Raw genomic sequence first — 22175 nt, forward strand, 5'->3', positions numbered from 1 at the left:
CAAGGCATTATAATTCTATATCAAATTGTGTCAATGACTTAAATTGTTTTAATCGAGACACAACCTCCTTTTTATCTAAGCTAACCATTCGCTCAGTTCCAAATTTCTCCACACAAAAGGAAGCTAAATTAGAACCATAAATAATGGCGTTTTTCATATTTTCAAAAGAAACATTCTCGCTCTGAGTAATAAATCCTGCAAAACCTCCTGCAAAAGTATCTCCAGCACCTGTTGGATCAAAGACTTCTTCTAATGGCAATGCTGGTGCAAAAAACACATTACTACCGTGAAACAATAACGCTCCGTGTTCTCCTTTTTTAATCACCACAAATTCAGGGCCCATTTCCTGAATTTTTGCCGCAGCTTTTACTAGCGAATATTCTCCCGAAAGTTGTCTGGCTTCTTCATCATTAATCGTAATAACATCTACACGTTTAATTACATCCAATAATTCAGGTAAAGCACAATCCATCCAAAAATTCATAGTATCTAAAACTATTAATTTTGGTTTGCTTTCTAATTGATCTAAAACACCACTTTGTACTAATGGATGCAAGTTTCCTAACATCACCACATCGGCATTTTTATAATTCTCAGGGACTTTTGGCTGAAAATCTGCCAAAACATTTAATTGAGTATCCAATGTATCTCTTGAATTCAAGTCGTTGTGGTAACGACCACTCCAAAAGAAGGTTTTCCCTCCTTTTACTATTTCAAGTCCAGAAATATCAATATTTCTTTCAGTCAATAAATCTAAATATTCTTGAGGAAAATCGTCACCCACAACAGAGACAATAGCCGATTGTAAGTTAAAAAAAGCGGCTGAAAGTCCTATATAAGTTCCAGCTCCACCTAAAATTTTATCGGTTTTTCCGAATGGAGTTTCAATTGCGTCGAAAGCGACTGTTCCAACAATCAATAATTTATTCATTTGATGAATTTCGAATTAAAGTGCAAAGATAGTTCATAAGTTCCATAGTTGCAAAAGTTAGAAGAAGCAAAATTATCACAAAATTCTGCCCTCTTCTTTTTCATAAAAAACATCAATTGACAAGGATTTTTGATTCGACGCAAAAACCGCTAAAGCATCACAACGCTCGTTTTGAGGATGATTATTATGTCCTTTTATCCATTTAAATTCAACCTGATGTTTTCTATAAACTAACAAAAAACGTTTCCATAAATCGGCGTTTTTTCTCGCTGCAAAAGCTTTTTTTTCCCAACCCAAAACCCATTTCTTAACTACTGAATCCACCACATATTTAGAATCTGAAACCACAAGGACTTTCATATTTGGATTTTTCAACTTCTCCAATCCAACAATTACCGCCAACAATTCCATTCTATTATTAGTAGTATACCGAAAACCCTCGTAAAATTCTTTTTTATGCGGAGTTCCTACCAGTTCCATCACCACGCCATAACCTCCAGGCCCTGGATTTCCCTTTGCAGCTCCATCAGTGTATATATGTACTTGATATTCCAAATCTATGATTTCGATTTTAACAAATCCTCAACAACTCCAGGAAAATATTTTTGTTCCAACTCGTGAATTTTTTCAGCAACTACCTCCGGCGTATCCGTTCCTAATACCGTTACTTGTTTCTGAAAAATAGTTGCGCCTTCATCATAATTTTCATTTACATAATGAATCGTTATTCCTGTTTCTTTCTCTTTATTTTCAACAACAGCTTTGTGAACGTGCATACCGTACATTCCTTTTCCACCATATTTTGGCAACAAGGCAGGATGTATATTTATAATTTTATCAGGATACGCAGTGATAATAGCATCAGGAAACTTCAACAAAAATCCCGCCAAGACAATTAAATCGGGCTGAATGGCATTTATGTTTTGTAATAATTCGCTTTCATAAAGTTCTAATTTTGTAAAAATCGTTACAGGTACGGCATTATTTTTTGCTCTATCAATTACCCCAGCGTTTGCATTATTAGTGTAAACACCAACAACCTCTCCAATGGCACTTCCTTTAAAATATTTTATAATATTCTCAGCATTTGTACCCGATCCAGAGGCAAAAACAACAATTTTTTTCATAATTCATCTCGTTTAAGTCACACAAAAAAAAGAATAAAAAACGAAATTAAATAGCTTTCAGAAGTCTTTGTTCAAAATTATTTTATATTTTAGATGTCACATTTATTAACTAAATGGTTATTTTAAAATAAAGTTTTTTATTTTTGCCACCAATTAAATTCTAAAATTAAAGATTATGTCAGACATTGCATCAAGAGTAAAAGCGATTATCGTGGACAAATTAGGCGTTGACGAAAACGAAGTTGTAACAGAAGCAAGCTTCACTAATGATTTAGGAGCTGACTCACTAGACACTGTTGAGCTTATTATGGAGTTCGAAAAAGAATTTGACATTCAAATTCCAGACGATCAAGCTGAAAACATTGCTACTGTTGGTCAAGCTATCTCTTACATCGAAGAAGCTAAAAAGTAATAAACTCACACCCGAATTTTAGAAAAAAACAAACTAAAAATTCCAAATTCCATTCTTTGGAGTTTGTTTTTTGAAAATTGGAATTTCCAAAAATCGGGTGTTATTATTTTTTTAAAATTAAAACTACGATTGAATTTCAATCCATTATACATAATAGAACACCCATGGCTCTTAGGTACTAAAACACAAAAGAAAGCGTGGGTTTTGTTTGTTAAAAGATAATAAAATACAGAATATATGGTATTAAGACGAGTTGTTGTAACAGGTCTAGGTGCTCTTACTCCTATTGGAAACAATATTGAGGAGTATTGGAACGGGCTTATTAATGGAGTTAGCGGAGCTGCTCCAATAACATATTATGACCCTTCAAAGTTTAGAACCCATTTTGCCTGCGAAATAAAAAACTTCAATGTTGAAGACTTTATAGACCGAAAAGAAGCTCGAAAAATGGACCGTTATGCACAATATGCATTGGTTGCAGCAGATGAAGCCGTACAAGACGCTGGTTTTAATTTTGAAAAATTAGACAAAGATAGAGCTGGTGTTATCTGGGGTTCAGGAATTGGAGGTTTAGAAACTTTTCAAATAGAAGTTCTTAACTATGCAGCTGGCGATGGTACTCCAAAATTCAATCCTTTCTTTATACCCAAAATGATTGCTGATATAGCTGGTGGTCACATTTCTATTAAATACGGTTTTAGAGGACCAAATTTCACAACCGTTTCCGCTTGTGCTTCATCAACAAATGCTATTATCGACGCATTCAATTATATTAGATTAGGTCATGCCGATGTTATGGTAACTGGAGGTTCAGAAGCCGCAGTAACAATTGCTGGAATGGGTGGATTTAATGCGATGCACGCTCTTTCGACACGAAATGACGATCCAAAAACTGCTTCGAGACCTATGGACAAAGACCGTGACGGTTTTGTTTTAGGCGAAGGAGCTGGTGCTTTAATATTAGAAGAATACGAACATGCCATAGCCCGTGGAGCAACTATTTATTGCGAAATTGGCGGGGGAGGTATGTCCGCAGATGCACACCATATTACAGCTCCACACCCTGAAGGATTAGGCGCAAAGAATGTGATGTTAAACTGTTTAAGAGATGCTGGTTTAAAACCAACTGATGTTGATGGTGTAAACATGCACGGAACCTCAACTCCTCTTGGGGACATGGCTGAGAGTAAAGCAATTGAACAAGTTTTTGGGGAACACGCTTATACCATGAACTTGAATTCAACAAAATCTATGACAGGTCACTTATTAGGAGCTGCAGGAGCAATTGAGACCATTTCTGCTATTCTTTCTATAAAACACGGAATCGTTCCTCCTACGATTAATCATTTTACAGATGATGAAAAAATTGACCCTAAGTTAAACTTTACTTTCAACGTAGCTCAAAAAAGAGAGATGAACGTTGTTATGAGTAATACTTTTGGTTTTGGAGGCCACAATGCTTGTGTATTAGTAAAAAAATTAGGATTCTAATTTTATACTATGAGTATATTCACGAAAATATTTACAAAATCCCGTCGTTCTCAAGAAGACGGGATTTTTTTTGATACTATCCAAAAAATACTTGGATTTCCTCCTGGCGACTTGAATCACTATAAAAAAGCCTTCACTCATCGCTCCTCAAGTAAAATGGATGCTACTGGAAATCCTATTAGTTATGAACGTTTAGAGTTTTTAGGTGATGCTATGTTAAGTTCGGTTATTGCTGCGCATTTATTTAACGAAGCGCCATACGGAGATGAAGGCTATCTTACTAAAATGCGTTCTAAAATTGTAAGTAGAGAGCACTTGAATGAGTTAGGGAAAGATTTGGATTTAATCCGGTTTGTAGAAAGCAAAGTACCAGTTCAGCATTTTGGCGAAAACATACATGGCAATATTTTCGAATCCTTGATTGGAGCAATTTATCTGGACAAAGGGTATCTTTTTTGCGAAAAATTCATTCAGCAAAAAGTAATCATTCCTTATGTTGATATTTCCAGACTCGAAGGAAAGGTAATAAGCTACAAAAGTTTAATTATCGAATGGTGTCAAAAAGAGAAAAGGAATTTTCATTATAACATCTTTGAAGACAATGCTATAGACGGACAACGCTTGTTTGGGGTTAAATTAAGCATCGATGAAAAAGTAATTGCAAAAGCACGAGCAACTTCAAAAAAGAAAGCTGAAGAAAAAGCATCGCAACGTGCCTATTTTGCATTTCAGGAAAAAATGAACAAAAAATAATACTAAATTCCTCAAAACTACAACGTTTTCGTTCTAAATTTAACTAAATCATTATATTTTCAACACTTAAACTTCGATAGAAATAGTATATTTACATCTTTATTTTTAATGAAGATGGCTATTCATAAATTAAGTCTTGACGAATTTGATGAGATTGATTACAATCTAATCGCAATTCATACTTCTTTAGAAGATTACCGATTGGCATATTTTATCAATCAAAAACTTCCTATAAATCTAGCAAAGAGTGCTGATGAAGTTCAAATAAACATCAAAGAAGGAGAAACAAAATTTTCGAGGTTTTATTTTTATGACGAAGAAAATACGGTAGCGTGGAACTTAGTTCAGAATAAAAACGAAGTTATTCAAAAAAAAAACAACCAAGTTCAGGACTTATTTTCAAATTTAACTGAAGGTATTTCTACAAAAGTGTATTTATTGCCTGAATTTAAAAAAGCTGATTATTTTTTAAAAATAGACAATACCGATGACAGCATTGATGCCCATCAAATAAAAATGATATTAAATACTATAGAAAACATAACAACCGTATATACTGTTGAAACAAAACAAATAAAATCTAAAAACAATCTAATTTTTTAATACAAATGATTACTACAAAAAAGAAAACTAAAATTGTGGCTACCCTTGGGCCTGCTTGCAGCACAAGAGAAATAATAAAGGACATGGTTGAAGCTGGTGTAAACGTATTTAGAATTAACTTCTCTCATGCTGATTATGCCGATGTAGAAAACAGAATTAAAATCATCAGAGAACTTAATGAGGAATTCGGTTACACAACTGCAATACTTGCCGACTTACAAGGACCTAAACTTCGTGTTGGAATGATGAATGAAGGCGTTGTTGTAAATGACGGCGATATCATCACATTTACTACAGCTGAAGACATTGTAGGAACTGCTGAAAAAGTTTTCATGAAATATAAAAACTTTCCTAACGATGTAAATCCTGGTGAAAGAATCTTATTAGATGACGGAAAATTAATTTTCGAAATCGTTTCAACAGACAAAAAAACTGAAGTTGTTGCAAGAGTAATTCAAGGTGGAGAGTTAAAGTCTAAAAAAGGAGTTAACTTACCAAATACTAAAATATCGCTTCCAGCTTTGACTGAAAAAGATATTGCTGATGCTATTTTTGCTATTGGACAAAAAGTAGACTGGATTGCACTTTCTTTTGTAAAAACACCTCAAGATTTAAAAGATCTTCAAGACTTAATTGCCGAGCACGCTGAAAATAAAATTCCAATTATTGCCAAAATCGAAATGCCAGAAGCATTAGAGAACATGGATAAAATTGTAGCTTATTGCGATGCTTTAATGGTAGCACGTGGAGATTTAGGAGTTGAACTTCCTGCTCACGAAGTACCATTGGTACAAAAAGACCTAATCCGTAGAGCTAAAATAGCTCGTATTCCAGTTATTGTTGCAACGCAAATGATGGAAACGATGATTACTAGCTTAACACCTACACGTGCTGAAGTAAATGACGTAGCAAATTCAGTAATGGATGGTGCTGATGCGGTAATGCTTTCTGGAGAAACTGCTGCTGGAAATTATCCAGTACAAGTAATCCAAAAAATGACTCAAATTTGTGAGGCAGTTGAAAATTCTGCATTAATTCAAGTACCACAAAACACACCACAAATTAAAACAAAACGTTTTATCACTAAAACTATTTGTCGTCAAGCAGCAGTTATGGCTAATTCTATTGAAGCAAAAGCTATTTCTACTATGACTAATAGCGGATATACTGCATTCCAATTATCAGCTTGGAGACCAAATACCGCAGAAATTTTAGTTTTTACTTCAAATAAAAGAATCCTTACTCAATTAAGTTTACTATGGGGAGTTAGAACTTATTTCTATGACAAAGAAGAAAGTACTGATACTACAGTAACTGACATCAATAGAATCGCTAAGGAAAAAGGACATGTTGCATCAGGTGATTACATCATTAATTTAGCTTCTATGCCTATAACAGAAAAAGGAATGGTAAACACCATGAGAGTTTCTGAAATTAGCTAATAGCGGTTACAATAAATTAAAAAAATCCGTCTTGTTTGAAGATAACAAGACGGATTTTTTGTTTTAAAAAATATCATTTTAGGCCATTTCAACCACTAAACTTAGACAAAAGATTTTCTACAATTTTACATCGCGTTAATATAGAATAGAGGTCGGAAAAATTAAGAAGAATTAAACAGCATTGTAAAAAAATATCTTTTATATTTGGCTAACATAAAATGTATTTATTATGAATTTCAGTTCTAAAAACCCTTTTTTAAACAATAAAAGCTTCTCGCCTACCTCAAGAGCAGAGCAAATACATGAAGCAACTGTTATTGGCTTCGAACAAAACATGACGCTTTCGGGCACAATTAATAAAACCGTCTTACTGTTTCTACTACTTACCGCATCATCTATGGTGACTTGGTGGATGGCTTTTAACGGAATGAACCCTATAGCTCCTGCTATTGCCGGTGCAATAATTGGATTGATATTAGTAGTGATTTCTGCTTTCAAACCACAATATTCAGGCTATTTAGCTCCTGGTTATGCAGTATTTGAAGGTTTGTTTATTGGCGGAATTTCAGCCATTTTTGAAGTTCGATATCCAGGAATTGTTATTCAGGCTGTGGGTGCTACTTTTGTAACATTTGCCGTTTGTTTAGGGTTATATAAATTTAAAATCGTAAAAGTTACAGAGCAATTCAAATCAGTTGTTATAGCAGCAACATTAGCTATTGCTACTTATTATATTATCTCTTGGTTATTTTCTATGTTTTCTGGTTACCAGCCAGTACATTATGGAAATTCGATGTGGAGTATTGGAATTAGTGTTTTTGTAATTGTAATTGCAGCATTAAATTTATTCTTAGATTTTGATCGAATAGAACAAGGAGTTCAACAAAGAATGCCTAAATACATGGAATGGTTTGGCGCCATGGGATTGATGATTACCTTAGTATGGTTGTACATCGAATTCTTACGATTACTTTCTAAACTTTCAAGTAAAGACTAGTTTAAAACTAAATATAAACCCTTCCCAAAAAGAAGGGTTTTCTTTTTCTAAAAATCAAATTTTAACTGAACTGCAACAACCGCTTTCTTCACTTCGGTATTCAAATTACTCATCGAAATACCGAGTAAACGTACCGAATCTTTCATTCGTTCCTGATACAATAATTCTTTTACTGCTTCCAGAATTAATCCTTTATCGGCAATAAAATATGGCAAAGTCTTGCTTCGCGTTTGCTGTGTAAAATCGCTGTATTTTATTTTCAAAGTTATTGTTTTGCCTGAAATATTATGCTTTTTGAGTCTTCTATCTAAACTATTAGCAATAATTTCTAGTTGTTCCAGCATAAAAATTTCCGAAGAAAGATTGACTTCAAAAGTATGTTCGGCCGCAACTGATTTAGCAATACGACTCGATTTTACTTCACTATTGTGAATTCCGCGAACTACATAATAATAATAACTTCCAGATTTACCAAAATGATTCTCCAAAAATTCCAGAGATTTACTTTTTAGTTCTAATCCGGTAAAAATACCCAATTGATACATTTTCTCGGTGGTAACTTTTCCCACGCCATAAAACTTTCGGATGGGTAAAACTTCTAAAAAGGGAATAACTTCTTCTGGAGTAACTGTTTTTTGTCCATTGGGTTTATTGTAATCACTGGCAATTTTAGCTACAAATTTATTGATCGAAATTCCCGCCGAAGCCGTCAATCCCACTTCATTAAAAATGCGATTCCTAATTTCTTGTGCCAAAAGACTAGCACTCGGATTTCCCTTTTTATTTTGAGTCACATCAAGATAAGCTTCGTCTAAAGAAAGAGGTTCAATCAAATCCGTGTAATCACGGAAAATTTTATGAATTTGACTCGAAATCTCCTTGTAACGCTCGAATCTTGGACGAACAAAAATCAATTCGGGACAATTTTTCTTTGCTAAAACACCACTAATCGCCGAACGAACTCCAAATTTTCTAGCCTCATAACTGGCAGCGGCCACAACACCACGGCTCTCTGAACCTCCTACAGCTATGGGTTTTCCGCGAAGTTCAGGATTATCCATTTGCTCAACTGAAGCATAGAAAGCATCCATGTCTACGTGTATAATTTTTCTATTTGGATTTAATTCTAGCATCTTAAACAAGTGTATCTGATACCTTATTTATCTTTTTCGGTGTGTAGGTAATTTTCAACCACTTCTGATTTTGATTTTCTTTCTGTTGGAAAAAAGAAACTAAAAGGATTTCCTTTGAAATGATTCCAGATAGCAGCTGTTACAAAACGCAATTCAAACAAAGAAATGGCTCGAGAACGAAAAGCCAGTCCCAAAGAAAGACTAAAACTAACCATGAAGTTAACCAATCCTATAACGCCTATTCCAAAAATACCCCAAAACAACATAGAATCACTAACCTGATAATTTGCTCCGTATAGTCCTAAGGCTAAATTTCCGCTCACAAAAGTAATATGGCGTATATCCAGATTCAATCCAAGAAACAATCCAATAGAAGCTGTACTTCCCATAAAAACCCCAAACCAAAAATTAGAAATAATTCCTGCCCATTTCTTTTCATACAAAGCAGAAAATTTCAACGTTCTTGCTTTTCCAAAACTCTTCTTTAACAAAGGATGTTCGGCAATACGATAATAAACCTGATTGTGTTTGTCTCTATTAGCAACACTTCCTGAAATAATTCCCGACAAAAACAAAAAAAAGCCCGCAATAGCAGCATGAAAAATCGCTAATGAATGAATAGGACTGATATCGGTAATTAATTTTTCCCATTTACTAGCCGCAATATTATAATCAAAAACATAATCGATGAGCCAAATTCCAAATAAGGATACTGGAAAAGCCATAATTACATTTCCCACAAATGCTATAAACTGAGAACGAAAAACTCTTGCAAAAAGTATAGCAAATGCATTGTACTTTTGAGTATTATTTCCTTGTTTTGAAATCCCTTCCTCAATGGCTTTTATCAAAGCCGAAGCAGTCATAGCAGGTTGTTTTGTTGCCAAAGTAAAACCCAAAATATATATGGCAATAAATCCAAAAGCATAATTCATGCTGTAAAGAAAAGCATGTCCAAAAATACTGGTATCAATCTTTGAAAGAAAAATTTTAATGATACACAAAATACCCACTATAAATCCACCACCTAACGCATTCCAAAACATTTTAAAATATTCGTTTCGCCCTTCAGTAATGTATTTTTCACCCGTTTTTGCTGTATGTTGGGTAATTTCATAAGAAATCAACTGAATGCTTTGAGCAATAAACTGTCGAACATTGTTTTTATAACAGTTAAATTGTATCAATTGTAAAGCCATCACGATTCCGTTATTCTTTTCATCCATTTCATTTTCTACTTTTAACAATGAAATAAGAAATCTAAGTCTTTCTAATTGCTGCTTAATTTTTAATAAATTCTGATTTACGCGAAGCGAAATCCCGTATTTAGAGCTATTTCGAAAAGCTTTTTCTACAAAGTCTTCACAATGTTTAAGTAATACTAACAGTTGAGAAAAAGACAAATCATCTGACAGAATATAATGCTTTTCCGAATTTCTAATCTCATCTTCAATCAAGAACAATTCCTTCTCAAATGCAGAAAATGGGCTTTCTAAATCATCAAATTCTGGAACCATCTTGATTACATCGGTTTCCATGGCACGACCACTAATACGCTGTGTAATTAAGTGCATTGCAATTAATAGTTCGGATAAACTCGAATTAGGTTCGACGCTTTCATAAATTGATTCAAACTCTAAAAGATCGTATAATTCTTCTAACTGATTCATTGGGATTTTATTAACCCAAACACTGTCTGTAGCTAAATAAAAAACCTGATTTAAAACATATTCTAAAGTTTCTTTTTGTGGTTGATAAGGTAAAATTTTTGCTAAAATTCTTTTTTTAACTTCAAAGAAAAAATCCACATCACGCAAAATGGCAGCATCCGAAAAGATTTTATTGAATTTTCTGTTTTTTAAAATTTCTTTTAAATAAATCGAAAGATCTTTTCTACAAGACTGATTTTCTTTCAAAAAAGTAATCAGTTCGTGCAAATTTACGGTTTGTAAATTTTTAATTTTTAAAGGTCTAATCAGTTGGATTAGCTCGACAAGTGGTTCTAAATTATTTTCTTCATCACGCCAAGACGAACTACCTTTAAAAAAATTTTTTAATAGTTCCGTTATGGATGGCTTAGTTTTTACTTTGAAAAATGGCATAATGAATCTATTCTATTGGTGTAAAAATACAAATCCAGCAATGAAATACAATCAACTTAATCATAAAAAAAATAACTTTAAAACAAAAATATTTTGACGCTAACAACTTTTATAAAATTTATTTATTGTAAGCTAATTCATTGAAAAAAGATTCCTTTTATTATTGAATTTGGAAAATAGAAAAAAATAATACCTTTATCCAAAATAGGCCTGATTTAAACAAAACCAGAAAGTCGATAGAAAATGTTAGAAATAGAACGAAAATTTTTAGTTACCTCAGCTGCCTATAAAAAAGAAGCTTTTTCTAAAAAACGCATTCTTCAAGGTTATCTGAGTTCAAATCCCGAACGTACTGTTCGTATTCGAATAAAAGAAAACAAAGCGTATTTGACTGTAAAAGGCATTTCAAATGCTTCAGGTATGTCTCGTTTTGAATGGGAAAAAGAAATCTCAGTTGAAGAAGCCCAAAATTTATTATTGCTTTGCGAAAAAGGCGTAATAGACAAAACGCGTTTTGAGGTAAAAGTGGGCAAACACATCTATGAAATAGATGAATTCTACGGAGAGAATGAAGGTTTAGAAATGGCCGAAATTGAACTACAATCGGAAACAGAATTATTTGAAAAACCAGATTGGCTGGGAGATGAAGTAACTAATGATAAACGATATTACAATTCGTATTTAAGCAAAAATCCTTTTAAAAACTGGTAATTTATTTCACAACTTCCTCGATTGTCACTATCATTGAACCCGCTCCCTTGTTAGCGGCAATTTCCATAAAAGCCCTTTTAGTCAAATCAATTTCTCTAGATTTTACAAACGGTCCTCTATCAGTAACTTCAACATAAATTGATTTTCCGTTGACCTCATTAGTGACTTTTAATTTGGTTCCAAAGGGGAATTTTTTGTGAGCCGCAGTGTAATCTCTATTGTTAAACCTTATTCCGCTGGCAGTTCGCCTCCCGTTAAATTTATCAGCATAATAAGAGGCATGCACACTTTTTTTATACACTTTTAATTTACCAACTACTTCATCAAAAATAGTGTCCTTTACCACTCCTCTTTTATTGTCCAAAAAAGGATATTTTTTTTGAAGCGTATCTATTTGAATATATGGTTTTGGACCAAGGGTTTTTTGTTTTTCAGAAATCTGACTTTGAGCCATAACAAAAGCAACAGCAACAAATAAAAAAAATAGTGTAATTGATTTTTTCATATTAACTTTTTAGTTCGAATCTATTTAAAACAAAAACTGTACCTAGATAAAAAAAGTCCTGAAAAAGGACTCTTTGCATTTTTATTTAAACCATAAAGACCATGGTATTCTACTTAGTATAAGCACTAATCCTAATCCGTAGAAAATGGAGAAAGTTTTAAATTTTGATTCGCTTGTGGTTAATTTTTTATGTTTTGACCATCCAATAGTAATTAAAGTAATCGCAATTAGATTAATTAACGGATGCTCTAATGAAGTTAAGCGTAACATTTTGTCTGACATTTGCCCCAAAGAACCAAAGCCAAGTGGAGAAACAAAATATAAAATCAAACCAATTAATAATTGAGTATGTGTTCCTATTAATCCAAAAATGGCAATTTTTCTATCTTTGGCTGTAAATTCTTTTTTGGAAGCTAAACCTATAAAAGCATTAATTACCGCAATCACTAATAATAAAAGTGCTATATAAGCCCAGCCGGAATGAAATTTTTGAATAAATGCGTACATATTTTTGGTGTTTTTTAAACAAATATAAACAAAAAAGCCATAAAAAAAACCTCATAATGCTAAGAGCAAATGAGGTTTTCGTAATTTAGAATCAATATTGTTTTTAAGCATTGTTGAAAATCAAACACTTAGCTAAAAACATCCAAATGTTATTTATTTCTTAAAAAATGACCCAATAAAGAAGCCGTAGAACTATCATGGTTTTTCACTTCGTTCGAGTTGATTTCGTCTAAGATAGAATTTGCTAATTGTTTTCCAAGCTCCACTCCCCATTGGTCATAACTAAAAATATTCCAGATAAAACCTTGAACAAAAATCTTGTGCTCGTATGCAGCAATCAATGAACCCAAAGATTTAGGTGTCAATTTTTGAATCAAGAATGTATTTGTAGGTTTGTTTCCAGTAAAAACTTTAAATGGCAAAAGAAACTCAGCCGCTTCAGCTGACAATCCTTGTTTGTCAAATTCTGCCTGAACTTTAGCTTCCTCTTTTCCGTTTAACAATGCTTCTGTTTGCGCAAAAAAATTAGACATCAACTTATCGTGATGATTGTTATCACCATACAAAGGTTGAACATAACCAATAAAATCAGTTGGAATCAATTTCGTTCCTTGGTGAATCAATTGGAAAAAAGCATGCTGTGCATTAGTACCTGGTTCTCCCCAAATAATAGTTCCTGTTTGATAATCGACTGCTTTACCATCACGACCTACACTTTTACCATTACTTTCCATAGTTCCTTGTTGCAAATAAGGGGCTAATTTTTGTAAATATTGAGTGTACGGAATCAAAGCTTCACTCTCTGCTCCAAAGAAATTATTGTACCAAACACTTAATAATGCTAAAACAACGGGTATGTTTTTATCAAAATCTGCTGTTTTAAAATGCTCGTCCATTTCGTTTGCTCCGCTTAATAATTCTTCGAAATTATCAAAACCTACCGCCAAACTAATTGATAAACCTACCGCACTCCAAAGTGAAAAACGTCCTCCAACCCAGTCCCACATTGGAAACACATTATCTGGATTAATCCCGAACTCCGTTACTTTTTGCAAATTTGTAGAAACTGCCACAAAATGTTTGGCTACATCTTCTTGTGATGCCGATTGTAAAAACCATTTTCTAATAGTCTCGGAATTGGTTAAAGTCTCTTGAGTTGTGAACGTTTTTGAAACAATTACAAAAAGAGTTGTTTCTGGATTTAGTTTTTTTATGATTTCATTTACATGATCGCCATCAACATTAGAAACAAAATGAACATTTAAATGGTTTTTATAATATTGCAAAGCTTCCACAACCATAGCTGGCCCTAAATCAGAACCACCAATGCCTATATTGACTACATCAGTAAAAGCTTTTCCGGTATAACCCGTTCTTTTCCCTGAGGTAACCTCATAGGTAAAGCCTTTAATTTTATTTTTTACTTCATACACTTCTGGAATTACATTTACTCCATTCACATTAATCACCGCCGATTCCTTAGCTCTTAATGCTGTATGAAGCACTGCTCTGTTCTCGGTTTGATTGATTATTCCTCCCCCAAAATAATCCTGAATCCCGTCTTTCAATCTCATTTCATTAGCCAATTCAAGCAACAGAGTCATTGTTTCCTGATTCACTATATTTTTAGAATAATCAATTAAAAAATCATTCCAAAGAATACTGAATTTTTCAGCCCTTGATGCGTCCTGTTGGAACATATCTTGCATAGAAACATTTTGCAATTGGTCAAAATGTTTTTTGAGCTTCTTCCAAGAAGCGGTTTCTGTTGGGTTTAGAGTACTTAAAGCCATTTATGTTTTTGTTTTTAGTGTTTAGATTTGGTCGTAAAAATACTGAAATTAGTTGTAAAAGCAGAAGAGACATGAACTATATCTCAATAAAAAAACAGGAAAAACAATGGTAATCCAATTGCTTGTCCTGTTTCATTTGGAATTAAAAAAAGCCTAATTTTTTTGATTATAAATTTCCTATGCTATCCAATTCTCGTTTTAAAGGTTCGATTGCCTGCATAAATCTGGCTTTATTTCTCCCCTCCATGGGTGTTCCAGTAGGCAATTTTAATCGTAGTGCATCTACCTGTACTCCATTTTTCCAAAAACGATAACAAACATGAGGTCCTGTAGCTAAACCTGTACTTCCTACACGACCAATAACGTCTCCTTGATTGACATGCTGACCACGTCTTACCAGAATTTTTGACATGTGTAAATATTGGGTAGAATAGGTTCCGTTGTGTTTTACTTTTACATAATTTCCGTTTCCAGCCGTGTAACCTGTTTGCTCTACCACTCCAGTTGCCGTAGTCATAATAGGTGTTCCTCTGGGTGCCGCATAATCAGTCCCTTTATGCGCCTTCCATCGATGCTGCACTGGATGAAATCTACTGGCAGTAAATCGGGAAGTAATTCGGCTAAATTTAATAGGCGATTTTAGAAAAAAGTTTTTCATTGTTTTTCCATCCTCATCATAATAATCTACTTTTCCCGAAGCTTGATTTTGTACAAATGGAAAAGCATACATAATCTTCCCTTTGTACTCAAAAAAAGCGCCTTCAATATTACTAACTCCATTATAAATCGAATCGTTTATGTAACGTTCATTAAAGGCTATACCAAATCGATCTCCTTTTTTTAATTTAAAAAAGTCAATAGACCAGGAATAAATTTTTGTGATTCGATTTGCCAAATTAACTTCTACTCCAGAATTAGCTAATGTTTCTGACAAAGACCCTTTTAAAACTCCGGTAATTACTCTTCGTTTAATAGTAACTGGTCTTTCTTTTTTAAGCGCCACTACCGCCGAATCCCGAAGATCAAAAATATAATAGCTCAAATCATTGGGTTCATAAATAAAAACCTGAAGTTTATTGGTTTTATTTTTAGAGCGCAGCATAGTAAATGTCCTATTTGGTCGAATACTACGCACATCAAACGTATCTCTAATACTGTTTACAATCTCAAAAATTTTTCGATCCCCAATATTTTGTTTGCTTATAATTGTACCAAAAGTGTCTCCTTTTCTAACGGTATCCTGAACCACATTATAGTCGGAAAAATTAAATCCAAAATCAGAATTATCCTTCTTAGGATTTGTTTTTTTAGTGACTGCTTTTTTTACAGATTCTTTGTCCGAATCTTTACAGGAGATTACTAAGGTTAATGCAATTATAAACGTTAATAGGTACTTCAAACTTTATCTATTTTTCAATTCTACTTCATTTTATTATTGTTCTTGACCCCAATTAGCCAATTCAGCTGAACTCCATAATTCAGGAAAAAATATTCTTTTTTGGTACTTAGGATGCATGTATTTTCGCCAATCACTTCCACCTGTTGCTTCGCCATCGCCTATACCGCTTTGATCAATATATTTTATTGCAACATTTAAATGCTGCATTACCCAAGTAATATTTACAGTGTAATCAAAATGACGCATGGCTTCCCTTAAAGCTGGAGTCTCTTGATCTTGAACAGGAAGTTGTTTGTATTTTTGCCAAATATTTATTGTCTTATACTCTTCCATATAGTTTAAGAAACTGGCTTTGTATTTTTTTTCGAAAACCTCTAAGGTATAGGATTTTTTTCCTGTTTTATAATCTTTGCCAGCTGCTTGCCAATACAAAATTTCAAACGCATTTTCATTCGAAATAGTATAATCAAAAGAAGCTCTAAAACGATTATCGATTAAATTAACTAAATCGGTGGCGCAAAATTCAATCAAACGGTATTGCGCACTTTGAAAACCGCTAGCTGGAGTAAGTGTATTTCTAAATTTCATATACTGATCTACATCCATACCATTTTCCATAATGGTAAATGAAGTAGTAAGCATATCAAAATAACGGCTAACGCGTGAAAGTCTATCAGTAAAAAAAGCGGCTTGAATATTTTGGGAGCTGGAGATTTGATTCATCTCCCAAAGTATCATTTTGAATATTAATTCGTTAGTTTGATGATAGAGAATAAAGACCATTTCATCAGGCAGAACGGTTCTTTGAACTTGTAAATTCAATAAAGCATCCGTTTGGATATAATCCCAATAAGTAACGGGTTTTGACCAAAGTAAGCCTTCTAATTGCGTATCCGTTTTTTGATTGATGGATTCGTATTTTTGCTCTATTTCTTTTAAAATACCTGCTGTATTCTCACTAATATTCATTACTTCTTTATTTTAAACGGAGCTTTCAATCCTTTGAAACCATCCAAATCGGCTTTTAGCGAACCTACCGCTAAATCGGCCTTGATGCGTATGGGTAATCTGTTTTCATCGTCTGAAACCCAAACTGTTAAACTCTCTTGTTCTTTAAAAACGCGTCCAGATTGCACTAAAGGTCTAAAAATCATTGTAGACACGACTCCAAATTTAGTTGTAATATTCTCGCGTCCCATAAACTTTAACTTAAATTTTGTGGTTTCGTCATCAAAAAACATGTCAATTGCAATATATTCTCCTGGTTTAATTTTATCAATTGAAGGATGATTTCGAAGATAATAGAAAGTTGACAATATATCCTGAGTATTATCTGGAATTACAAAAGTTTTCTCGGTTTTTCTTTTATGATCTTTCACCGTAATTCTATTTGATGATTGATTAAAAAAACCTTCCTGATTTTTAGTATATCCTCCTTCGTTGATATTTCGAACAAAGTGATAGGGATTTCCTGAATTCTTATCGATGTAGCTTTCATAAACATCAGCTACTTTGAAAAAAAAGCGAGACACGCCTGTAGTGTAACCTTTACCTATAACATGAAAAACTTTTTTGTTATGTATCGTGGCGTCTTTAACTTCGAGTGTGGCGTATCCAGCATTTACAAATCCGTAATGAATACGGAATTTAAACCATTCGCCTACATCATAAGCATCTTCTTTAGAAGAGTCAAAGCTTACGGTTAAAATCAATAATAAAAGCAGAATTATTTTTTTCATAACTTACTGTAATTGTTTTATTGATTCAAACTTGCAAATTTTGTTCCAAATATATTAAAACAAAAAAACTCAGTCAAATAATGACTGAGTTTTTATGCTATTAACCAACCAAAAAATTATAAATTATTAAATTTATATAAATCAAAAGGAAACCACCCCTTTTGTTTTGATAATACAAAGATAAGGCAAGAAAATGCGATTTCTACAACAAAAATGGAGTTTAACAAAATTTTAAAATAAGATTCGGAAGGGATGCTATTTTTTTTTACATATCATAAAAAAACAAGCTATAAAAAATAAAAGTGGCAATTTTAACATTAGTTGAAAAATTAAAGACACCTTTATTTAAGATTCATAAGGCTTTTTTTAACATAAAAAAAGCCTAGTACGCACCAAAAAATGGCATTTATTAGGTTTTAAAAAATACTGGTGTTTTCTAATTTTGGAGTTTAAAAAGGAAATCCAACACTAAACCAAGTGTAACCGCTATTGGTTTCGGGAGACCAGCTTCGTTTAACTTCAATAGGACCAATGGCTGTTTCTAAACCATAACCTAATGCGTAACCAGAAAATCTAGGTATAGAAATCCAATCAACAGTTTGAAAAATATTTTCTCCAATATTTGCATAATTGGCTGTTATATTGATATGGTTTTTTTTAAAAATTTCGTAATCAAAAGTTAGTAAAGACTTAATATAGCTATTTCCTCCTATGCTTAGAAAGTCATATCCATAAAAATGACTGAAATTATTTGAAACATTATATCCAAATCCTCCCAGAATAAAATTAAAAAAAGGTACACTTTTACTCCCTACTGAAAATCCTGCTTCTGATTGAATTTTTACTGTAGCCGATTTAAACAATTGAAATGCCACACTAAAATTAGCCTTAGCAATTGAAAATGGCTCAAACTGTTTTGTGTAATCCGAGGAATACAAATAAGAATGAATGTCTCCAGAAAAACACCACCCATTTTTAGGAAAAAATTTATTGTCCAGAGAATCAAAATCAAATCGAGCAAAAATACTAACATAATCACTTTTATCTATTACTGGATCAGCATTAGACAATGTACCCGAATTAATATTCAAATATTTGTATTCTAAACCACCGCCGATTAAGAAACGCTGTGCAAATAATGTTTGAAAATACATTTCATTTGTCAAATCAAACAAATTTACATTTAGGCTTTTAATACCTAAATCTACAAAATCCAAATTAGTTATTTGTCCCTCAACATTGCGATTAAACTTATTCAAATACGATTTAAATCCAAGACTAATATTGTAGCCGTTTTCAACATAATAATCAAAATTATACCTGAAATTATCTCCCAAAATAACATCAAAAGAAGCCACATCATTTTTAAAGATATTCTTTTTATGAGTCATATTAACTAGAACCGCACTTTTATAAAGTCCATCAAAATGTAATCCGAATTTCAAATAAGTATCTGTTGGATTCTCTTTTAAAACCAAATTCAAGTCATCATTTCCATTGTTATCCTCAAAATAATAATCAATAGCACTAAAATTCTCTGTGGCATTTAAATTATTGATACCTGCTTGCAGTTGCCCATAACTAATTTTAGTATCCGGTTTAAACCGAAGCTTTCCATAAATATATTCCTTGGTATAATTCTTCAGCGTATTACAATTAATATTTACAATTTGTAAACTGTCACCCTGATTTTTTAGCTTCGGTTTCTCATAATTTTTCAAATCTCCAGCTAATTGTTTCAAACGCTCAAAAACTGAAAAAGCAGCTTCTTCTCCCTTAGCCACTATTTGTTTACCACTACTAAATGACATTACTCCGTAATCTTTAATGTCAGGTCGAATGTAAATATCGGTTTTTAATATATTTTCCTTCATCTTATCAATAGAATGAAGATTGGTAATTTGAACTAGGATTTTTGTAGCATCATTAAGCCCTTTTCTATCCAATAAATCATTTTGTACATCGACACCAATAATAATATCAGCACCTAATTTTCTAATTTCACCAATTGGATAATTATTAACTACTCCTCCATCCACAAGAAATCGATCTTGATATTCTACTGGAGAAAATAGCGACGGAAAGGCAGAACTAGCAATCATAGCTCGTGCTAGATTCCCTTTATCTAAAACCACTTGTTCCCCAGTTTCAATATCTGTACCAATACATAAAAAAGGAATTTCTAACTTATTAAAATCTCTGAGATGCCGAACATTTCTTGTAATCCGGCTCAGTAAATTAAAATTATACAAGCCCTTAGAAAGTGCATCTGGCACTCCTATTTTATACTTATTAAAAGGTAAAACGAGTGCATAAACCTCATCGTTCCTTTTTTCGTAAAAGTTCTTCGTTGCTCTGGGAATATAATCGCTTAATAATTCATCAAAATCAGTTTCATTAAAAATAGAATCGAGCTGTGCCGCATTGTACCCCACAGCATATAAACCTCCTACTACCGCTCCCATACTGGTTCCGCCAATGTAATCAATCTTAATCCCCGCTTCTTCGATAACTTTAAGGACACCAATATGAGCAAATCCTTTCGCACCTCCTCCACTTAGAACCAATCCTATTTTTGGCCTCTCTTTTTGCTGCTGAGAGAACGCAATTAAACCGCTAAAAAAAACAACTAAGATGAGAATATATTTTTTCATAAAACAACCTTCATTTTTGAACATTTAATAGTTGAAATCTAATTAGTTCGTTGAAATTTTGTAAAAATCGGTAATTTTTTTGGCTTTTGATAGTCCTACAACGCCTGAAATTTCTTTTTCTGTTGCCAATTTCAATCTTTTAACACTTTTAAAATGCTGAATCAAAGTCAACATGGTTTTTTCGCCAATTCCAGGGATGGATTCTATTGAAGAATTCAAAGCGGCTTTGCTTCTTTTATCTCTATGATGTGTAATTCCAAAACGATGCGCTTCATTTCTCAATTGCTGAATTATTTTCAAAGTTTCCGATTTTTTGTCCAGATATAACGGAACCGAATCACCCGGATAAAATAATTCTTCTAATCTTTTAGCAATACCAATAATGCTAATTTTCCCTCGCAAACCTAACTCATCAATACTTTTCAATGCCGATGACAATTGCCCTTTTCCTCCATCAATAATAATCAATTGCGGTAAAGGCTGTTCTTCCTCTAACAAGCGTTTGTAACGACGATACACTACTTCTTCCATCGACGCAAAATCATCAGGGCCTTCTACCGTTTTTATATTAAAGTGACGGTAATCTTTCTTACTTGGTTTTCCATCTTTAAAAACCACACAGGCCGAAACTGGATTCGTTCCTTGAATATTGGAATTATCAAAACATTCTATGTGTCTTGGTTCCACAGGCAAACGCAAATCTTTTTGCATTTGCGCCATAATTCTATTCGTATGTCGGTCTGGATCTACAATTTGCAATTGCTTTAATTGTTCGATGCGATAAAATTTTGCATTTCGAATAGACAAATCTAAAATTTGCTTTTTATCTCCTAATTGCGGAACGGTAACTTTGATGTTTTCGCCCAGGTCAACTGCAAAAGGAACAATCACTTCTTTCGATAATAACTGGAATCGTTCTCTCAATTCTATTATTGCTAATTCTAACAATTCTTCATCGGTTTCGGCTAATTTTTTCTTGATTTCCATAGTATGCGAACGAATAATCGAACCATGAGAAATTTGTAAAAAATTGACATAAGCGGCACTTTCGTCAGCAACAATAGAAAACACATCAATATTGGTGATTTTAGGATTTACAATCGTAGAACGCGATTGGTAATTTTCTAAAATTGCTATTTTTTCTTTTATTTTTTGCGCTTCTTCAAAATGCATTTGCTGTGCCAAATCCATCATCAATTTCTTGAAATGCTTCATACTTTCTTTGAAATTTCCTTTCAGAATTTCTCGGATGGCATTGACTTGTTTTTGGTATTCTTCTAATGATTCGTAGCCTTCACAAGGGCCTTTGCAATTACCAATGTGATATTCGAGACAAACCTTAAACTTGCCACTTTCTATATTGGATTCGCTCAAATCATAATTACAAGTGCGTAGTGGGTACAATTCTTTAATCAATTCCAGAATTGTACTCACGGTTTTAAAACTGGTATAAGGCCCAAAATATTCCGAACCATCTTTAACCATTCTTCGGGTAGAAAATATTCTCGAAAAAGGTTCTTTTTTGATACAAATCCAGGGGTAACTTTTATCATCGCGCAACAACACATTGTAACGCGGCTGAAGGGTTTTTATCAAATTATTTTCTAACAAAAGCGCATCAGTCTCCGTAGGAACCACAATGTGTTTTATGGTTACAATTTTCTTAACCAGCACATTGGTTTTTGCAGTATCGTGAATTTTATTAAAATAAGACGAAACTCGTTTTTTTAAATTCTTGGCTTTACCCACATACAAAATTTTACCTTCCTTATCATAATATTGATAAACGCCAGGACCGTCTGGTAAAGTTTGAATTTGAAGTTCGAGAGCTGTTTTTTGCATTAGAATTTTATTTCAAAAAAAGATAGAAAACATT

Annotated in this window: 20 protein-coding genes; 7 read left to right on the plus strand and 13 right to left on the minus strand. The window is 33.1% G+C overall.

Annotated features, from left to right (window positions below; translation table 11 throughout):
* Positions 1 to 7: 7 nt before the first annotated feature.
* The 3 genes from AAGV28_RS14485 to purN all read right to left on the minus strand — a co-directional run bounded on the left by AAGV28_RS14485 (position 8) and on the right by purN (position 2058).
* A complete protein-coding gene (locus tag AAGV28_RS14485) occupies positions 8 to 931 on the minus strand; it encodes a PfkB family carbohydrate kinase (protein ID WP_373407471.1) in 924 nt (307 codons plus the stop codon).
* A gap of 75 nt (positions 932 to 1006) precedes the next feature.
* Positions 1007 to 1486, minus strand: coding sequence for a ribonuclease HI (gene rnhA, locus AAGV28_RS14490; protein WP_373407472.1), 480 nt, complete (start codon positions 1484 to 1486; stop codon positions 1007 to 1009).
* 2 nt (positions 1487 to 1488) lie between these two features.
* Positions 1489 to 2058, minus strand: coding sequence for a phosphoribosylglycinamide formyltransferase (gene purN, locus AAGV28_RS14495; protein ID WP_373407473.1), 570 nt, complete (start codon positions 2056 to 2058; stop codon positions 1489 to 1491).
* A gap of 175 nt (positions 2059 to 2233) precedes the next feature.
* Here purN and AAGV28_RS14500 point away from each other — a divergent pair, with 175 nt between their 5' ends.
* From AAGV28_RS14500 to AAGV28_RS14525, 6 genes are all read left to right on the plus strand, one after another.
* Entirely contained in the window at positions 2234 to 2470 is a 237-nt protein-coding gene (locus AAGV28_RS14500) for an acyl carrier protein (RefSeq protein ID WP_007137004.1), read from the plus strand.
* Between the two features lie 237 nt (positions 2471 to 2707).
* Positions 2708 to 3961 carry a beta-ketoacyl-ACP synthase II gene (fabF, locus tag AAGV28_RS14505; RefSeq protein ID WP_373407474.1) on the plus strand — a complete coding sequence of 418 codons (1254 nt, stop codon included), beginning with the start codon at positions 2708 to 2710 and terminating at the stop codon, positions 3959 to 3961.
* A 9-nt stretch (positions 3962 to 3970) separates the two neighbouring features.
* Positions 3971 to 4714 (plus strand): ribonuclease III family protein, encoded by a 744-nt coding sequence (locus AAGV28_RS14510; RefSeq protein ID WP_373407475.1) that lies wholly within the window; start codon positions 3971 to 3973, stop codon positions 4712 to 4714.
* A 114-nt stretch (positions 4715 to 4828) separates the two neighbouring features.
* Positions 4829 to 5317 (plus strand): IPExxxVDY family protein, encoded by a 489-nt coding sequence (locus tag AAGV28_RS14515; RefSeq protein WP_373407476.1) that lies wholly within the window; start codon positions 4829 to 4831, stop codon positions 5315 to 5317.
* Between the two features lie 8 nt (positions 5318 to 5325).
* Complete coding sequence (gene pyk / locus AAGV28_RS14520; protein ID WP_373407508.1) at positions 5326 to 6759, plus strand: pyruvate kinase; 1434 nt, start codon at positions 5326 to 5328, stop codon at positions 6757 to 6759.
* 229 nt (positions 6760 to 6988) lie between these two features.
* Positions 6989 to 7756 (plus strand): Bax inhibitor-1/YccA family protein, encoded by a 768-nt coding sequence (locus tag AAGV28_RS14525; protein WP_373407477.1) that lies wholly within the window; start codon positions 6989 to 6991, stop codon positions 7754 to 7756.
* Positions 7757 to 7803: 47 nt separating this feature from the next.
* Here AAGV28_RS14525 and dinB read toward each other — a convergent pair whose 3' ends face one another.
* Together dinB and AAGV28_RS14535 are read right to left on the minus strand one after the other, a co-directional pair.
* A complete protein-coding gene (gene dinB, locus AAGV28_RS14530) occupies positions 7804 to 8889 on the minus strand; it encodes a DNA polymerase IV (protein ID WP_373407478.1) in 1086 nt (361 codons plus the stop codon).
* A gap of 23 nt (positions 8890 to 8912) precedes the next feature.
* Positions 8913 to 10991 carry a recombinase gene (locus AAGV28_RS14535; RefSeq protein ID WP_373407479.1) on the minus strand — a complete coding sequence of 693 codons (2079 nt, stop codon included), beginning with the start codon at positions 10989 to 10991 and terminating at the stop codon, positions 8913 to 8915.
* A gap of 243 nt (positions 10992 to 11234) precedes the next feature.
* Between AAGV28_RS14535 and AAGV28_RS14540 the strand changes: the two genes are divergently transcribed.
* On the plus strand, positions 11235 to 11702 hold the full coding sequence (locus AAGV28_RS14540; RefSeq protein ID WP_373407480.1) for a CYTH domain-containing protein: 468 nt from the start codon (positions 11235 to 11237) through the stop codon (positions 11700 to 11702).
* A 1-nt stretch (position 11703) separates the two neighbouring features.
* Here AAGV28_RS14540 and AAGV28_RS14545 read toward each other — a convergent pair whose 3' ends face one another.
* The 8 genes from AAGV28_RS14545 to uvrC form a co-directional block, all read right to left on the minus strand.
* Positions 11704 to 12207 carry a septal ring lytic transglycosylase RlpA family protein gene (locus tag AAGV28_RS14545; RefSeq protein WP_373407481.1) on the minus strand — a complete coding sequence of 168 codons (504 nt, stop codon included), beginning with the start codon at positions 12205 to 12207 and terminating at the stop codon, positions 11704 to 11706.
* Between the two features lie 81 nt (positions 12208 to 12288).
* Entirely contained in the window at positions 12289 to 12714 is a 426-nt protein-coding gene (locus AAGV28_RS14550) for a hypothetical protein (RefSeq protein WP_373407482.1), read from the minus strand.
* Positions 12715 to 12863: 149 nt separating this feature from the next.
* Entirely contained in the window at positions 12864 to 14507 is a 1644-nt protein-coding gene (gene pgi / locus AAGV28_RS14555) for a glucose-6-phosphate isomerase (protein ID WP_373407483.1), read from the minus strand.
* Between the two features lie 166 nt (positions 14508 to 14673).
* The gene (locus AAGV28_RS14560; protein ID WP_373407484.1) at positions 14674 to 15906 is read right to left on the minus strand and encodes a peptidoglycan DD-metalloendopeptidase family protein; all 1233 of its coding nucleotides are present in this window, start codon (positions 15904 to 15906) and stop codon (positions 14674 to 14676) included.
* A gap of 33 nt (positions 15907 to 15939) precedes the next feature.
* On the minus strand, positions 15940 to 16875 hold the full coding sequence (locus AAGV28_RS14565) for a tryptophan 2,3-dioxygenase family protein (RefSeq protein WP_373407485.1): 936 nt from the start codon (positions 16873 to 16875) through the stop codon (positions 15940 to 15942).
* Positions 16875 to 17645: a DUF3108 domain-containing protein gene (locus AAGV28_RS14570; RefSeq protein WP_373407486.1), complete on the minus strand. Its 771-nt coding sequence runs from the start codon at positions 17643 to 17645 to the stop codon at positions 16875 to 16877. Before AAGV28_RS14570 ends, AAGV28_RS14565 begins: the two co-directional genes overlap by 1 nt.
* Positions 17646 to 18094: 449 nt before the next feature.
* A complete protein-coding gene (locus tag AAGV28_RS14575) occupies positions 18095 to 20299 on the minus strand; it encodes a patatin-like phospholipase family protein (protein WP_373407487.1) in 2205 nt (734 codons plus the stop codon).
* Between the two features lie 42 nt (positions 20300 to 20341).
* The gene (gene uvrC, locus AAGV28_RS14580; protein ID WP_373407488.1) at positions 20342 to 22141 is read right to left on the minus strand and encodes an excinuclease ABC subunit UvrC; all 1800 of its coding nucleotides are present in this window, start codon (positions 22139 to 22141) and stop codon (positions 20342 to 20344) included.
* Positions 22142 to 22175 lie beyond the last annotated feature (34 nt).

The sequence above is a fragment of the Flavobacterium zubiriense genome, assembly GCF_041729725.1.
GTDB classification, from domain to species: Bacteria; Bacteroidota; Bacteroidia; order Flavobacteriales; family Flavobacteriaceae; genus Flavobacterium; species Flavobacterium zubiriense.

What these genes read in the sequence shown, in the direction of transcription:
- AAGV28_RS14485 (WP_373407471.1), bottom strand. Translation starts at nt 931, where the DNA reads ATGAATAAATTATTGATTGTTGGAACAGTCGCTTTCGACGCAATTGAA.
- purN (WP_373407473.1), bottom strand. Translation starts at nt 2,058, where the DNA reads ATGAAAAAAATTGTTGTTTTTGCCTCTGGATCGGGTACAAATGCTGAG.
- AAGV28_RS14500 (WP_007137004.1), top strand. Translation starts at nt 2,234, where the DNA reads ATGTCAGACATTGCATCAAGAGTAAAAGCGATTATCGTGGACAAATTA.
- fabF (WP_373407474.1), top strand. Translation starts at nt 2,708, where the DNA reads ATGGTATTAAGACGAGTTGTTGTAACAGGTCTAGGTGCTCTTACTCCT.
- AAGV28_RS14510 (WP_373407475.1), top strand. Translation starts at nt 3,971, where the DNA reads ATGAGTATATTCACGAAAATATTTACAAAATCCCGTCGTTCTCAAGAA.
- AAGV28_RS14515 (WP_373407476.1), top strand. Translation starts at nt 4,829, where the DNA reads ATGGCTATTCATAAATTAAGTCTTGACGAATTTGATGAGATTGATTAC.
- AAGV28_RS14525 (WP_373407477.1), top strand. Translation starts at nt 6,989, where the DNA reads ATGAATTTCAGTTCTAAAAACCCTTTTTTAAACAATAAAAGCTTCTCG.
- dinB (WP_373407478.1), bottom strand. Translation starts at nt 8,889, where the DNA reads ATGCTAGAATTAAATCCAAATAGAAAAATTATACACGTAGACATGGAT.
- AAGV28_RS14535 (WP_373407479.1), bottom strand. Translation starts at nt 10,991, where the DNA reads ATGCCATTTTTCAAAGTAAAAACTAAGCCATCCATAACGGAACTATTA.
- AAGV28_RS14540 (WP_373407480.1), top strand. Translation starts at nt 11,235, where the DNA reads ATGTTAGAAATAGAACGAAAATTTTTAGTTACCTCAGCTGCCTATAAA.
- AAGV28_RS14545 (WP_373407481.1), bottom strand. Translation starts at nt 12,207, where the DNA reads ATGAAAAAATCAATTACACTATTTTTTTTATTTGTTGCTGTTGCTTTT.
- AAGV28_RS14550 (WP_373407482.1), bottom strand. Translation starts at nt 12,714, where the DNA reads ATGTACGCATTTATTCAAAAATTTCATTCCGGCTGGGCTTATATAGCA.
- pgi (WP_373407483.1), bottom strand. Translation starts at nt 14,507, where the DNA reads ATGGCTTTAAGTACTCTAAACCCAACAGAAACCGCTTCTTGGAAGAAG.
- AAGV28_RS14565 (WP_373407485.1), bottom strand. Translation starts at nt 16,875, where the DNA reads ATGAATATTAGTGAGAATACAGCAGGTATTTTAAAAGAAATAGAGCAA.
- AAGV28_RS14570 (WP_373407486.1), bottom strand. Translation starts at nt 17,645, where the DNA reads ATGAAAAAAATAATTCTGCTTTTATTATTGATTTTAACCGTAAGCTTT.
- AAGV28_RS14575 (WP_373407487.1), bottom strand. Translation starts at nt 20,299, where the DNA reads ATGAAAAAATATATTCTCATCTTAGTTGTTTTTTTTAGCGGTTTAATT.
- uvrC (WP_373407488.1), bottom strand. Translation starts at nt 22,141, where the DNA reads ATGCAAAAAACAGCTCTCGAACTTCAAATTCAAACTTTACCAGACGGT.